Here is a 16419-nt window from a genome sequence, read left to right on the forward strand (position 1 = left end):
GGCAGACTCCCGCTCCTCCAATCTTTAAGAGAACTTCGTCCCCTTTAGGAACTGGCTTTTCCAAATCATTGACTACCCTTACCTCTTTATGTCCAAAATAACGTACTGCTTTCATAAATTTAAGAATTTATATTATTACTTTATTAAGTAAGCAATTTACAAAAAAAAAAGAATATAAAATATTGATTTGTAGGTTTTTAAAGACGTATAGACGCTCCATTGTTTTCGATGAATCAGTTAGATTTTAAGGCCACTAGATTAAGGAAGTCTTGTTTTAATATGGATGATGCTTTTCGGAAATTCCTTAAAAAAGGTGCACTTAGGAAAATGTTTTCTAAAAGTTTCCAATCTAAACTTCTTAGAGCTTATTTTTCTGAGGTTCTATCTTTCAAAAATATCAAGTGTCACGATTTTACCACAAATCTTAGATTGCTAATTGTTATAATAGTTTTTGAGGTAGTAATGTTTCGAACTTAAGCTTTCAAGTAATTCTTTTACAATGTTTTAAGTTGTCTATTGAATCTGGGTGCACCGATTCTGCACCCAGTATCTAGTTTATCAATTTGAATATTTTATTATGCCAAATATCGTTCTCTAAAAGTTTCGAACCTAAACTTTTTAGCCATCGTTTTTGCTGGATTTGTGGTTTTCAAAAACTCCATGCGCCACGATTCTGCCACAAAATATAAAGTGCAAATTTTAAAACTTTTTTTGTTAGTTTATTTTGTTGAGTAGGAGGATATCATTCACGCTCATTCTATAATTTAAATTAGTTCTTTTAGTGATAAAATTTGATTTTCTATTTCTTTATTAGATTGAGGCAGCAATCTTATCGGAAAAAGGAGGAGAATGAATAATATTCGAAAGAAAATTCGGTTTATGAAACTTTCACATCAAAATTTTTCAAATTACTCTAACAAGACTTAAGTAAATAAAAGCAAGATTTACTAAAAAATGAATTATTGTTTTTTAAATCGCTTATAATTTGAGTTTTATGTGAAAAATAGCGTATTTCTACGTGCCAATTTTTATTAAATCTACTGTCTGTAAATATAAGAAATATTTTACCTTTCAATTTATTTAGATATAGCTAAATTATTATTAATAACTCCCTAATAATAAGTATAAATGCATAAAAATATTCTATCGTTCTGGCAGTATCTCGAATCATTACCTGAGGGCCACATTGACCGTCCAACGCCAAGAGTTTGTAATCTTTTGTTAGAGACATTCGAAAAATGGCATACAAAACCAAAATGGTTTCGTTTTGGAGAAATGGGACATCTTTTTGATTATTATAAAAAAGATGAACTAAATAAAATAATGGCTTTATCCGTAGCAGAAAGAAAAGGTCTTGCCATAAAAAAAATGTTTGAAATCATATGTGATCCGGAGCATCGTGAATTGCACGGAACTATGGAGATAAATCCTATCGAATTGCTGATAGGAACGCTGCCACCTTATTCTGTGGGGCAGGGCAAAGAACTTTTACGTTATCTGACAGAGGAAGAAACATTATATTGGGAACTGCGCTATTTTAACGAATGGTCCCCTTTTGGCCATATTGTACCAGATCACGAAGCTATTCTTCAAAAAGGGATACTGGGAATTATCGAGGATTGTCAGCAAAAGAAATCTGTTGTACCTGACATCTCAAAAAAACAATTTTATACCTCAGTAATAGATTCCTTAAATGGTGTATTGTTTTTTGTAAATGCCTACGCAGATTACGCTTCAGACATTGCACGTAGTTTTCATCCAACAGATGAAAGAGCTATTAATTTGATAGAAATATCTACAAGACTTAGAGAACATCCTGCAAAACCGGCTAAGACTTTTATGGATGCACTGCAATCTATATATATTATACATTGTGCTTTGCATTTTACAGGAGAAATTGTACCTATTGGTCGTCTGGATCAACTTTTGGATAATTTTTATGAAGCAGATCTTAAAAATGGAACAATAACCCAAGAAAAAGCTCAAGAAGCGTTAGATTGTTTCTGGATTAAACTGGATGAAAAAGTAGTATTAAACAGAAGGTTTATCGAAGATCGCTTTACCTCTTCTGATGGTGCGCTTTTGGGTGCAGGCGGGCCAAGTAATTTTGATCAGGGAGCCTTAATAAACCAATGGATGCAACAAGTAACTATAGGCGGAGTTATTGCGAATAATAATTCTGAACCTATGTGCGCTGTAAACGATCTTACTTTTATGTGCCTTGAATCAGCACGAAGATTGCCACTTAACAGCCCTACGCTTGATTTGCGTGTCCATGCAAAAAGTGACAGAAAATTGTTCCAAGCAGCTGCAAAAACAATTCTAAGTGGTGGAGCACATCCTATATTAATGAATGATGATAAAATTATACCAGCACTTCAATATAAAACTGGAGGATATGTAGAATTAAAAAGCGCAAGAAATTATGCTTGCGATGGCTGTTATGAAACCTTATTTGCAGGAGAAACTGAATTTAGTTTTGGTTTTGTAGGAGCACTAGATATTTTAGAGAAAGCACTCAACAGTGGCGCAGGATTTGGTTCTTCAGGTTCTACGTATTCAAGAGGAAGTAAATCAAGTTATCGGTCAAAGCAATCGGCTGAAATTACTACATTCAATGAATTTTGGGATGTATTAGAACAGCATATGCTTTTAGGATGCCATAAATTTCTGCATGGTGTTTTGACTGCGTATGGGATCAAGGAACAGGTCTCACCGTCGCCTTTATTATCAGCAATGATTAATGGATGTATTGAAAAAGGAAGGGATCTTGCCGGGGGTGGTGCACGATATCATTTATTCTCACCACTTATGACTGGTATCAGTACGACCACTGACTCTTTATATGTAATTAAAGAATTAGTCTTTAATAAAAAAAACTTTACCCTGGAAGAACTTGTTTCATGCCTGAGAACGAATTGGGGAAAAACAAACGAAGTTACAGGTTTGGCATTAACACCTGAAAGGATCGCAGTAATTAGAAATCTTTGTATTGCGCAACCTAAGTTTGGTCAAGGTAATAAAGAGGTAGATGAGCTAGCCTATTCGCTTATAAATTCTTTTTATAATAATCTTCAAGAAGTTAGAGAAGCAAAAATACATCTACAAGATTGGAAGCGGCTTAAAGATCGTTACCACGAGCTGGGACATGAATTTGAAATTCTTCTTGCGCCTGGTGTAGGAACTTTTGAACAATACAACTTTTCAGGTTCTTTTGTGGGAGCTACACCTGACGGTCGTTATGCTTTTAATGCTATAGGATCTGATTTATCGCCGGCTCCTTATCATTCTGATCAGAGTATACCTCAAACACCTGTTATAAAATTTATGGATGGACTTGAAAGTTACTGTGACCCCTCAATTAGTTTACTTTCAGATGGAGCACCTCCGGACTTTAATATAAAAGAGGATTTTAACATAGATGAGTTAACCAATATTATCGAAGCATTTGCGAAAGGACATGGAGGAAATATGCTCACAATAACAGTAAGTGATCCTGAAACTATGGCAAATGCGCAACAGAATCCGGACGATTATAACCTTCTAAGAGTTAGAATGGGAGGATGGACAGAATTTTTTATATCCCTATTTCCAGCCTTACAGGAACAGCATAAAAGAAGACCTTTATTTAAATAGAAAATATTATGGAAAAACATTTACATATATCCAAACCGTTGCCTATAATAGAGCCTCCTTATCAAAGTGGCATCTCAGATCCAAGATTTCCGCTACTACCACCTGAAGGTTTGGAGAATGAAGAAGATTATAATTTGTATAAAGGATTGGTAGACAAACAAAATTATATTGCTATTCTCAAAGCAAATATAGATGTAGAAAGTAATAAAGAATTAAAAATATTGTTTAAGCTTTTGTCAGATATGGCTTATGAAGAAATGACAAAAACACCTTCGAAAAGTCATGTTATGGCTCTGGATCTTACAAAAATACCAGAATCATGGAGAGTTACCGTTACAATGGGTTATGGACATTCTTTGTTTATAGATCCGAACGGTAACGATCGATTTGGACTGAGTTTTAGAATACCTAAAAACTTAAAACTTATTCCAAAGTTCCCAGGTGATTCTTTTGATGCCAAAACTGCTATTTGTGATATTTTAATTTTAGTTGCCAGTGATCATCCATATATAAATGTGGCTACAACGCGCTATTTTGCGGAATATGTTAATAAAAAATTCGCAAAAATTGTGGAAAGTGACTACGTTAAACAAGTATTTATAGTCAAATCTGTAGAGCAGGGTTTCGGTCGCCCCGATGCAAGAGAATTTCTTAGATTCAATGATGGCATTGATAATTTAAGAGCTAATATCGATCTTGAAAAATTAGTATATGTAGATGAAAATTGTGGAGAACCTGATTGGTGTATAGGAGGATCTTACATGGTATATAAGAAAATACGGGAGATGATGCCTGTATGGGAAGCATTTGCAAAAAAAGATCAGGAGAATATTATTGGTCGAGAAAAAGATAGCAGTTTGCCATTATCTCGTACCAAGGAAGGAATAAATAATTTAACACCTGTTTATCCTGATCCTAAAGACCCCAAAGACGGACCGCTCAATGCACATATAAGAAAAGTACAACCTAGACGTCCGAATTTAGATTTGTTTGGAGTAAATGATTTAGAAAGAAGATTTTTACGCAGACCATATCCTTTTTTTGATGGAGTAGATGAAAAAGGAAATTCAATTAATGGGCTCCATTTTATTGCTTTCATGAAAAGTATTCAGCGACAATTTGAACATGTGACTAATATGTGGCAAATGAATCCTAATTTTCCCGTTGCAGGTACTGGTATTGATGCGCTATATGCAAAAGGTATTCTTAATAGTATTGATGGCGGGTATTATTTTTGTCCTCCAAGTCGCAAGGATTCAAATGATTTTATTGGATCAGGATTGTTTAAAGAATATATAAAGAAGCCTTATGCAATTCCAAAACACATCTACGGATACGGAATTACTTTTGTAGATATTGATGAAACAATTTTTAGGACTTTTGCTTCTATTAATGTAGTGAAAGCTGGAATAGTAGTACACACTTTAAACAACCAGGAATTTAACACCTATCAAATTCAGCAGGGAGAAACCTTTGATTTTGGTGAATTCAGAAATGCAGAAATATTTCTTAATACATCTGTTCCAATCAATACTGTTATTGAAGAGTTAAAAAAAATACTTAAAATCATCACAACCAATTCAGAAGGTAGCCGTATTGTATTTTTAACCGCTAGAAGTGATTTTGATGATAAGGAGAAATTTCTTAATACCTTCAGGAAATATGGTATTGACATCGACTCATCGAGAATGTATGTCGAACGTTCCGGCAATATAAAAGAGGGTACCGTAGCTCAGAAAAAGGCCCAAGTAGTTTTAAAATATCTTGCTGGAGGTAATTATCGCAGAGTACGTCTAATCGATGATAATATTGAAAATCTTAAAGAGTTCATGCTTATAAAAGATAGCTTGCCTAATGACCTTATTGAGTTAATAAGAATAAATCATAGCTTAGAAGATGATGTAGATCCCATTGAGTTTTATTCTTACCATGTAAATAATATAGGAGAGATGCTATTGTTTCAAAAAAAATAAAATAACCTTAATTATAACTAAAAAAAACAAACCTTTATGAAAAAAGTCTACTATTCAATCAGCATATTATTATTAGTACTATTAGTTGAGTGCAGCAAAGTCTCGGGAGAGAAATTACTTACTACAAAAACAATCGAAATACCAGATAATCTTAAGGAACGTTTTAAAGATGGAACAGAAACTACAATTTCTGACACACTTGCAATAGGAGACTCTTATGTACAGGTTAAAGTGAAAACTATTGAGAAATCAGGTTTTAAATTTATTACTGAAACACAAATTTATCAGGTGAAAAGTACTGGATTTGAAATTACAGGGAATTTAGGATATAGAACAAATAAAGAAGGTGATAAACAACTTATATCCGGACAAGTAATTTTTTATAAAGAAAAATTAGGTAGTAAAGAGTCCAAAATGAGATATTTTACGATTACATCTAATGGGAAAATCGTTAAGACTTAACAATCTAAAATGGAAAATTTACTAATAATGATTAATAACTACAATTATGCGTGCAAAATCGAATATTACAGACGGATATATAGTTTATGGAGTATCGGGAACAAATACAATATCTTTTGCTATAGACTTCAGGAACGCAAAGACAAAAGGTCTTTTGGGGTTCTCCGTAGAGCGAATTAATAAAAAAACAGGCGAAAGGAAATTTGTTGACGGATTTAAAGTATTCAAAGATTCCGTTCCTGCGGTTGGAGTTTCCAATACAACCGTAAGTACTTATAATCAGCCTGTACAGAGTTTTGTATGGGATGATTTTACTTGTTATGATGATAACGAATATGAATATCTTTTTTATCCAATAAAAGGAACACCTGAACACCTGGACAGATCTGCTGCTGCCGTTTCTTTAACAATTAAAACAGAAGCTCTTTTTAGTAAAGGAGAACACGATATTTTCTTTAATCGTGGTGTTGCAAGCAGTCAGGCTTACAGTAGAAAATTTTTCAATCTTCCTCCAAATAAAATAGAAGATCCAGTCATGAAAAAGGCAGCTATGGAATGGCTTAGTCGTAAACTAGACGATGCTTTGATAAAATTTATTGGTCAGGCAAAAAGTGGTGATACCTTGTTGGGATGTTTTTATGAATTTCATTATGCACCTGTTTTAAATGCATTCAAAAAAGCAATAGACACTGGTGTGAATGTAAAACTTATAATAGACGCTAAAGAAAATGGAAAAGCAGATGCTGAAGGTGATTATACTGAGAGTTTTCCACGACAGGCAAATTTAGAAGCGCTAAGGTCTTCCGGTATTTCAGTATTGCCTGAAGATGGAATTGTAATTCAGCGGGAAGCGAATCCGAATAACATCCAACATAATAAATTTATAGTGTTTGTTGATAAAAGTAAAATATCATCACAGGTTTGGACCGGTTCAACAAACATATCTGAAGGAGGTATTCATGGCCAGACCAACGTGGGACATTGGATTCGTAATAAAAAGACAGCAAAAAAGTTTGAACAGTACTGGAACCTGTTAAGTACTGATCCCGGTCAAAAAAGGGGCGAAGAGGACAAATCTAAAAATCCAGCATACAAAAAAGAAGTTGAAAAATTACAGACCAATATTGCTTTCGTTTCCTGGGATGACATTCCTGTGGGAATCACTCCTGTTTTTAGTCCGCGAAATGGAAAAACAATATTAGAGACTTACGTAAAAATGTTATGTGCCGCAGAAAATATGGCTTGTGTAACATTGGCTTTTGGTATTAATAAATTGTTTAAGGACAATCTTCTAAATCATACCCCAGAGGGACCAATATCTTTTCTATTGCTCGAAAAAGAAGATGGGCCAGGAGATAAACCGCTTAAAGAACCATTTAAATATATTGGAGCTAAACAAAATGTTTATAAATCCTGGGGAGCATATTTACAGGATGAATTATACCAATGGACTCGTGAAACTTCAAACAGAGGGCTTGGACTCAATAAACATGTTGCCTACATTCACTCTAAATTTATGTTGGTAGATCCATTGAGCAATGATCCAAAAGTGGTGACTGGATCAGCTAATTTTAGTGATGCTTCCACCAATAGCAATGATGAAAATATGATTATTATTAGAGGTAATAAAAGAGTTGCAGATATTTATTTTACAGAGTTCAATCGTCTCTTTCATCATTTTTATTTTAGAGCTGTTTATAATAATGCTAAAAAAAGAAAACAAGTAGATACAGCAAGTCCGTTTTTGGATCATGATGATCGCTGGCTTGAAAAATATAAACCAGGTCTTTTAAAATTTAAAAGAGTAGAAATGTTTACGAAAATGGAAGGATTCTAAATTTAAATGATTGAGAAGAAATCAATCCATGTTTTTTATTAAAATATATAGTAATGATACAATTGAATAGAGGTCCTATTCCTCACTTTTTTGAAAATCCTCGCTTTATTGAGGCGGGAATAAAACTAGAAGAAAGTTTTAAAGATGACAATAGGCAAGAAAGACTGCGTTTTGATGATAGATTTAATAGAGAAATAAAGGAATGTCTAATGTACAGTTTTCATGAAAAATGTGTTTATTGTGAAACAAAATTAGGAGTTTCCGATTTAGGTATATTGGATTCATTTCGTCCTAGAAGCGGTGCTAGAGGACTAGATAAGGCAAAATACGCTTCAACACATTATTGGTGGTTGTATCATGAGTGGGATAATATGATGTTAAGTTGCAGTACTTGTGGGGTAAAATATAAAAGAGATTTTTTTCCATTAGAAGATGAGAACTTGAGAGCTCCAATTAGAGCTAAAGGAGTTGAATTGTTAAATGAAAGAGCGATGCTCATTGATCCTTGTCTAGAAAATCCTGAAGAGCACTTGGCATTTTCTGCCGATGGAGTTGTTTCTGCCTTGACGCCTAAGGGACAAGTTACAATAGAGGTTTTAGGGCTTAACCGACAACCTTTACAGGATAAAAGGAATAAGGCAGCGCAAGAACTACTCTTTAAACTTAAACTTTTGGAATCTAAAAGTGTAAATTATAAATTGTTGTCATCCCTAATTGGATATGTCAATGATTTATATTCAGGTACTAGCGTTGAATATACTGCTGTCCAAAGGGCAGTCTTTGCTAAGTGGTATGAGCAGAATATCTTAAAGTGGGAAGCTTTAAAAGCAAAAGTGGAAAATAATAGTTCCCAAGTGACTCGATCTATAAATCAAAAAACGGCCAGTGATGAGCAACTAGCTGAGATCACTGAAAAGTTTAATGAATTTAAAAGGTTTTCAATAAAATCGTTTACTATTATAAATTTTAAATCTATAAAAGAACTGACTATAGATATTATGCCCAATGGCAATAAAAATGAAGAATTGCAGAGAGAAGCGTGGCTTCTGGTCTTGGGGGATAATGGTATAGGTAAAAGTTCTATACTTCAAGCTCTAACACTGGCACTGTGTGGTAGAAAACAACTATCAAAACTAGATCTTGATGTTGCTGATTTTTTAAGAAGAGGGGAATCCGAAGGTAGTATAACTGTTCATAGTTATGAAAGTGATGATCCTATTAAACTTAATTTAAATATTAGCGGTTTTGATTCCAATATTGATGAGCCACCTACTTATATCATGTCATATGGCTCAACACGACTACTTCCAAAAAAAAGTATTGTTCCTGATTATGAGAAAGAACCCTATACCAACGTAAGGAACCTATTTGATTATACTACCTCCCTTGAGGATCCCAATTTATGGCTTGGTAACCTAGAGGAGAATGAATTTTTAAATCGCGTTGTACCAGTGTTTTATGATGTTCTGGCTTTAAAAGGAGATGATAAACTGTATCGTAAGGAAGGTACAATTAATATTATTCATTATAAAAATGATAATGAGTTAGAAGATAGTAGTGATGGGTATAAGACTGTGGTGGCACTCGTTTCGGATATAATGCAAACTTTATCTTCAGATTTGGCAGGTTATCATAATGCAAACGGTATTGTATTTATTGATGAGATTGGAAATCATCTGCACCCTCGTTGGCGAGCCAAAATTGCCAGTTCGCTACGAAATGCATTTCCCAATCTGCAGTTTATTGTTACTTCGCACGAGCCTTTATGTCTTAGGGGTCTGTCCCATGGTGAGGTAGTTGTAATGGTAAGAGATAAGAAATTTCAGGTACAATGTCTAGATAAAAAATTGCTCCCAGATCATAGTGCTATGAGTGTAGAGCAATTGTTGACTTCTGATTTATTCGGATTAATAGATGTAATGGATAGTGATGCTGAGAAAAGTTTTGAGGAGTATTATGACTTGTTAAGTAAACAAACTGATAATATTAATTATGACGATCAAGCAAAGATTGAAGTGTTGCGCAAAGAACTAAATGGGAAACGGCTTCTTGGTAATAACTTACGAGAGCAGGTGCTTTTTGAAGCAATTGATACTACTATTGCTAAAAAGATAAGAGAAGAAGGATTTAAAGCAAAGGAGACCATTAAAGAAGAGACTGTTGCCTTTATTAAAAATTTAATTCAAAATGACTATAAAGATCTTTTATGATTAATATTGTACGAACACCGGCACCAGATTTTTTGGTGGACCAAAATGGGAAATGGTTTAAGGAAACTGTGAGGGCTATTGAGCATTATACTAATAAAAATGAAGGTTCTTTTGAATTTAAGCTGTATAACGATACAAAAGTTAAGGACGAACTAAAGAAAATTTTTGTAAAATGTGCCTATTGTGAAAGTTCTTATGGAGCTGTATATGATGGTGATGTAGAGCATTTCAGGCCAAAGGGACGTATCAAGGAAAAAAATCCTGCTACACCGGGCTATTATTGGTTGGCTAATAATTGGGATAATTTGTTTTTGGCTTGTCAACATTGTAATCAGAGAAGGAAACATATACTTTATGGAGAAACTGACGAAAATGGTTATGGCAAGTTGGATCAATTTCCGCTGGTTTCTGAAGCAGATCGTCTTATAAATCATGAAGATCATGATTTGGTATTCACAACTGAAGAAAATTCCAGGCTACTTATTGATCCATGTAAAGATGATCCTCGTATTCATTTTAATTATGAAAATACTGAAGCAGTGATTATTCCTTTAACAAACAAAGCAATAGCTTCTGTCAATGTGTATGTATTACAGCGACCTCTACTTGTGAAAGAACGCAAAGTGCAAATGCTTAAGTTATTTGGTCAAATAAAATGCGTAATGCGGGAGCTCGAAAGACTAAATAGAGACGTTAATGATCAAGTGCAAAAAGATATTTTTACAGAAGAGTTTAATAGGCTAATGGAATATGCAGATGGTAAGGCTGTGTATGCAGGCATGTGTCGGTTTTTTATTAATAGATTTCTAGAAGATAATAATCTATCATAGTTAGATGATTGTACTTAGCGTGGATATAATTAAAAAGAAACATGAAAAATTAGATTACTTTAAAGCACTATTAAAAACGTAGCGGTTTCAATTGAAATCACTTTATTTCTATTTTAAGCAATTTAGTTAATTGGAGAAATTTTAAAGGCTAAACGCAAAGCAATAACGGTAAGTGGAAGATTTTTTATTTACATGTTTAAAAATCTTCCATTTTATATTGTTGATATTGTTGGATTTTATATATTTGTGGAAGAAAAAAAAACAAACATATAAAATATTATGGCAAAAAGTACAGATAGATTGTCTAATGATTTTCTTCAGTTGGCAAGGATTGCTTTGACAGGAAGAACTCAGGATATACATTTGCTAATTCATCGTGCAACCAAGAATTTAAAATTGGATTTTCCTGATTTAGCAGAGGGCTTAGTTTCGTTGTTGAATGAGTCTCCGACTAGAGCTACACCATTAAGAAAAAAATCTGAGAGCCCCTTGCCAGTAGATTTGGATTCAAGATTACAATTGTTGCGAGTTGAAAAAGGTAAGCTGGATCATGAAATAATATTAACGGAAACTCTTGAGAATTCTTTAAGACAGATTATTGGCGAAAGGAAAAAAGTTAAAGCTTTGCTTAAACATGGATTACAGCCAACAAAATCAATGTTGTTTACTGGTCCCCCTGGTGTAGGTAAAACAATGGCGGCCAGATGGCTTGCAGATCAGCTAGGTTTACCATTATTAATTCTTGATCTGACCGCTGTAATGAGTAGCTTCTTAGGTAGGACTGGCAATAACATTAGATTTGTTTTAGATTATGCAAAGAATACTGACTGTGTATTATTATTAGATGAAGTTGATGCAATTGCAAAAAGAAGGGATGATAACAGTGAAGTAGGCGAGTTAAAAAGGTTAGTTACCGTTCTATTGCAAGAAATTGATGATTGGCCATCTTCAGGATTGCTAATAGCTGCGACGAATCATGCTGATTTACTTGATCCGGCAGTTTGGCGACGTTTCGAAATGATATTAAATTTTGAAAACCCGACCGAAGAGCAGATTGCTTCAATGGTTGGTATTTTATTGCAAAGTGATTCTAGTATATCGCCGGAATGGGCAAAGATTTTTGGAATAGCCTATACAGGCAAATCGTTTAGTGAGGTTGAGAGATTGATTAATCTTGCTAGGAAATCTTCGGCAATAAATGATTCGTTATTGATTGATGAGCTTAAAAAACAGCTTTTTTCTGGTGATTTAAACCATTCTAAAAAATTATCATTAGCAGTAGAACTAATAACCAAAGGTGGGTTTTCGCAAAGACAAGCTCATGAATTAACAGGTGTCGCAAGAGAGACAATAAGAAAGAAAATGACAAAGTAATAGTTATCTTAAAATAAATAATCATGAGCAAAAGAAATTTTTTATTAGGTAAAGGTGAGCGACTTACGGAGCCTGTAATTGTACCGTCTGGTGGAGGGGCAAAAGAAAGTCCCTACACGTTTTATGAAGCAAAAGAGCGCCTCCAGCCTATGCTTGATAATTTAGCTGATAAAGTAAGATCTTTGCCAGATGATATTTGTCCAGGAGGACTGACAGTAGCGACAATAACTTTAAATCCCGAATACATAGCTAAGTCCTACCATCCAACTGAATTATTGCGTTCGGTAGGTCTCACGTCAATTGGTAGCAGAAAAAGGACTATAACTCCTGAAAAGAAAAGTAAAAATAGAGAGCCTTTATCAGCAAGTACTACCGAATTATTTGTGGTAGGTCAAAAAGCAACTTTTATACGATGGGCAAACCAATTTAATACTTGGGATCAAACAATGCCTGGGGCTAATCAAATTGTAGAAATCGAGCAAATCAATTTTTTAGATTCTGAAGATAAACTTAAAAGTATTACTTCGGATAAAAACGAATCCGTTTTTGAAATTGTTCTACATGGAGTTGAAGATCATTTAGAAAATGCATATCTTATAGCATTCAAAAAATATCTACATTCGTTAGGTGTTGAAGCTTCTTTTGATAAAAGATTTTTTGCAGGGAAATTAATTTTTGTCGAGTTAAAAGCCCCTTCTTCATTAGCAAATGATATTGCAAAATTTAGCCTTGTTAGAGTTGTGCGCACAATGCCTTCTCTAAGGTTGTTAAAACCCATTTTTAGATCCTCAGGCATCAGTAGTGGAAAAGTACTGTACCATGATTTGACTCCTTTGGATTCGAATATAAAAACTGCTATTTTTGATGGAGGTATTCCTGACGATCATCCTATTTGTAAATGGGCTACACCTTATGATACTAGCGGTTGTGGTCCCTCTGCTCCTGAATTAGAAGAACACGGTGTGAGTGTTACTTCTGCCTTTCTTTTTGGACACATTATTCCGGGAAAAGTATTGCCTAGACCATATTCTTATGTTGATCATTATCGAGTATTAGATAATCTTCCTGGTCAAAATCCTTATGAACTTTATGATGTTCTGGATCGAATTATTGATGTTTTATCAACTTCGGAATATGATTTTGTAAATTTAAGTTTAGGTCCAAGTTTGCCAATCGATGATGATGAGGTACATGCGTGGACAGCTGTACTTGATGAATTTCTTTCAAAAGGTTCAATTCTTGCTACAGTTGCTGTTGGTAATGATGGTGAAGGGGACCCTACTATAAATGCTAATAGAGTTCAAGTTCCTTCAGATTGTGTAAATGCATTGGCAATAGGGGCATGTGATACACCTGATCAATTTTGGGAGAGAGCATCCTACAGTTCAATCGGGCCAGGGAGAAGCCCAGGACTTATTAAGCCAGATCTAGTTGATTTCGGTGGTTCTGTTGGCAGACCTTTTCTCGTAACTGATTTAGATGGAATTAACTTGTTGCAGACGGGAGGAACTAGTTTTGCAGCTCCTAGTACATTAAGACTAGCATCTGGAATTAAAGCTCATTTTGGAGGTTCATTGAATGCGTTGGCAATTCGAACATTGCTTATCCATAGTTCTGAATCTTCTGAGCTTCCAAAATTTGAAGTCGGATGGGGACGAGTTGCAAGAGATTTAGAAGGTATAGTGATATGTGAGGATCATGTAATGAGAGTGGTTTATCAGGGTAGAATTAGTGCGGCAAAATATTTAAGGGCGCCAATACCTTTACCGCCAGGACCTATCTCTGGAATGGTAAAAATAAAAGCCACTCTATGTTACGCCACACCTGTCGATCCTCATTGTCCTGACAATTATACTCGTAGCGGTCTGGAACCGTTTTTTCGACCAAATAAAAATAGGAAACGTAAAGTGGAAGAGGGAGAAGCTGAGCCAATGCATGCTTTAACTAAACCTTTTTTTGCGAAAGCTAGGAAAGGTTTTGAAACCGAAGAAGATCTGAGAATAGATGCTTTTAAATGGGAAAACTGTATGCATTATGAAGGTAGGTTTCAGGGGAGTTCACTTGATGAGCCTCTTTTTGATATTCACTACAATGCTCGGGCAGAAGGACATAACGATACAAGGGTACAGGAATTAGATTATGCATTAGTCGTAACAGTTGAGGCTCCAAAAGTTAAGGATTTATATGATCAGGTGGTAAGGAGATATGCTACACAGCTGGAGCAGCTACAGCCTATTATAGATATTCCAATACGTACATAAAAGTATTTCAAAATAAAAATTGTTGTCATCTTATATGTATCAGTGTCATTTGTCTCTTGAAGATTGAATACATATAATTTGTTAGCAAATAGCACAATACATAGTTAGTACTATATTTAGATTGATAATGTCTATTAGTAACTGCTGATAAGGTTATTTAGTGACTAATTAGTCTTTAATTTAATTTTTTTAAATTTGTTGAATACTACGCGGAAAAACCGAAAATTTCTTCGGTTTTTCCGCTTTTACGATTTTTCTACTTCTTTCTTTTTCATTCGTGAGTGAATTTGGTAAAGGTTTTTGTTCATAAGATTTAAAATGAGCTGATGATGCTGTGATTATTTATTTTTCAAACCACGGCATTTGGTTATTTCCATTTTTGAGGGTGAAATCTCTATGGTTTCAACTGGTGTATTATCAATTCTCGCAGAAAATATCAACGAATCTTTCTTTTTGTAATATTCATTTGTAAAAATGCAACCTCGCCCTTATTTGTAGAATATACTGTTTCTTCTTACTGTAAAAGCTTAAAACCATTGGTTGAGGAAGTGATCCAATGGGGGAAAAATCATCGCGAGAAAATTAAAGAACAATAGTTCGAACTGGATGGCAAAAAAAAGACAGAAAATGTTAAGATGTTTTTTTGCTACACTTAGTATAGTAATGTTTCGAAACCTAAGCTTTTAAATTGTTTTTTTTACAGAGTTTTAAGTTGTATGTTATAAATGAATGCACCGATTTTGCACCTAGATTCAAATATGTCAATTTAAATATTTTACTGCGTAAAAAAATCTTTGTAATATAGAACCTAAACTCGTCAGCACTTGATTTGACTAAATTTATAGTTTTAAATATACTCATGTGCCACTGTTCTGCCACAAAACTTAAGAAGGAAAAAAAACTATTAAAACCATCAGATATTTTTGCAGGAAAAGGAGTGATAAATCTATTACAAGATGCTCCAATTTTTGCTTCTTTTTAGTTTGCATATATGTTTTGCATTGAACACATTCCCAATCTGGGGTATTGCCTAAAATAACACAGCCATCCAAAATCAACTTGCCTTCTTCAGAAAGCTGGTAGGCTTCTTCGGTGGAATGACTATACACACGATTTCTATCACGGTCGTGTTGTCGCAGTTTGGCATTTTGTGGGTTTATGGGTAACTTTGATTGCGTTCATTTGTTTTCAAGTTTTAATTGCTTGATTCTAATAGTTTGGTCAATTCATTCAACCGAATATTTAATTCAACTTTTTTATTAAATTGGTTGCAACGTTTAATTTCTGACTTAATTTGCTCGATTTCCTTGGCCATTGAATCCATTCTTTTTTCTTTTTCAATTAGTTCTTTAATTGAAGAAAAATTACTTTTTGTTGATTTTAACTGCTCACAAAAATTTTGAAATACCCAATCCAAGTTATTTTTTAATTCTATTGTATAAGGTTGATTAATTAAACCTAGCCAACATGACTTAAAAGTATAATCAATAACAGCACTATCTTCATTAGACGGATGAATATGCTTTGCAGAAGTTGAGATATAATATTCATCAAGATATTTAACAACAAATATTATGTTATATGGTATTGCTTTGTCTATGATTGTCAATAAATCCTTGGCTTCAAATTTATCTTTTAATTCGACTTCAAAAAACAAAATTTCTTTTACTTCTTTACCTGAAATATTAATAGTATCTAATGACACTTTGTTTGTCCAAGTAATCCGTAATATCTTTTCCGTAAACACTTTCTTTTGCTTCGTATTGGTATAAAAATCAAAAGCATTTTTCGGGATAATTTTTTTTACAAAAGTAGATTTAGGTAAATTAAACATAG

General features: G+C 33.9%; 10 protein-coding genes. 8 read left to right on the plus strand and 2 right to left on the minus strand.

Annotated features, from left to right (window positions below; translation table 11 throughout):
- Positions 1-1128 precede the first annotated feature (1128 nt).
- From JC605_RS19920 to JC605_RS19955, 8 genes are all read left to right on the plus strand, one after another.
- On the plus strand, positions 1129-3636 hold the full coding sequence (locus JC605_RS19920; protein ID WP_198857855.1) for a pyruvate formate lyase family protein: 2508 nt from the start codon (positions 1129-1131) through the stop codon (positions 3634-3636).
- 8 nt (positions 3637-3644) lie between these two features.
- Positions 3645-5609: a Dyp-type peroxidase gene (locus JC605_RS19925; protein WP_198857856.1), complete on the plus strand. Its 1965-nt coding sequence runs from the start codon at positions 3645-3647 to the stop codon at positions 5607-5609.
- Positions 5610-5645: 36 nt separating this feature from the next.
- Entirely contained in the window at positions 5646-6071 is a 426-nt protein-coding gene (locus JC605_RS19930; RefSeq protein WP_198857857.1) for a hypothetical protein, read from the plus strand.
- Between the two features lie 46 nt (positions 6072-6117).
- Positions 6118-7908, plus strand: a complete 1791-nt coding sequence (locus JC605_RS19935) for a phospholipase D-like domain-containing protein (protein WP_198857858.1) — start codon at positions 6118-6120, stop codon at positions 7906-7908.
- A 53-nt stretch (positions 7909-7961) separates the two neighbouring features.
- Positions 7962-10118, plus strand: a complete 2157-nt coding sequence (locus JC605_RS19940) for an AAA family ATPase (protein WP_198857859.1) — start codon at positions 7962-7964, stop codon at positions 10116-10118.
- Positions 10115-10948 carry a hypothetical protein gene (locus JC605_RS19945; RefSeq protein WP_198857860.1) on the plus strand — a complete coding sequence of 278 codons (834 nt, stop codon included), beginning with the start codon at positions 10115-10117 and terminating at the stop codon, positions 10946-10948. The genes JC605_RS19940 and JC605_RS19945 overlap by 4 nt, the downstream gene beginning before the upstream one ends.
- A gap of 279 nt (positions 10949-11227) precedes the next feature.
- Entirely contained in the window at positions 11228-12322 is a 1095-nt protein-coding gene (locus tag JC605_RS19950; RefSeq protein WP_198857861.1) for an AAA family ATPase, read from the plus strand.
- Between the two features lie 23 nt (positions 12323-12345).
- Positions 12346-14583 (plus strand): S8 family peptidase, encoded by a 2238-nt coding sequence (locus JC605_RS19955; protein WP_198857862.1) that lies wholly within the window; start codon positions 12346-12348, stop codon positions 14581-14583.
- Positions 14584-14921: 338 nt separating this feature from the next.
- Here the strand turns inward: JC605_RS19955 and JC605_RS23795 are convergent, their stop codons facing one another.
- Both JC605_RS23795 and JC605_RS19965 read right to left on the minus strand, forming a co-directional pair.
- Positions 14922-15059, minus strand: coding sequence for a PcfJ domain-containing protein (locus tag JC605_RS23795; protein ID WP_370569079.1), 138 nt, complete (start codon positions 15057-15059; stop codon positions 14922-14924).
- Between the two features lie 719 nt (positions 15060-15778).
- Positions 15779-16417, minus strand: coding sequence for a DUF4391 domain-containing protein (locus JC605_RS19965; RefSeq protein WP_198857863.1), 639 nt, complete (start codon positions 16415-16417; stop codon positions 15779-15781).
- Between the last annotated feature and the right edge of the window lie 2 nt (positions 16418-16419).

Source organism: Flavobacterium sp. IB48 (genome assembly GCF_016405855.1).
In the GTDB taxonomy this organism is placed as follows: Bacteria; Bacteroidota; Bacteroidia; order Flavobacteriales; family Flavobacteriaceae; genus Flavobacterium; species Flavobacterium ginsengisoli.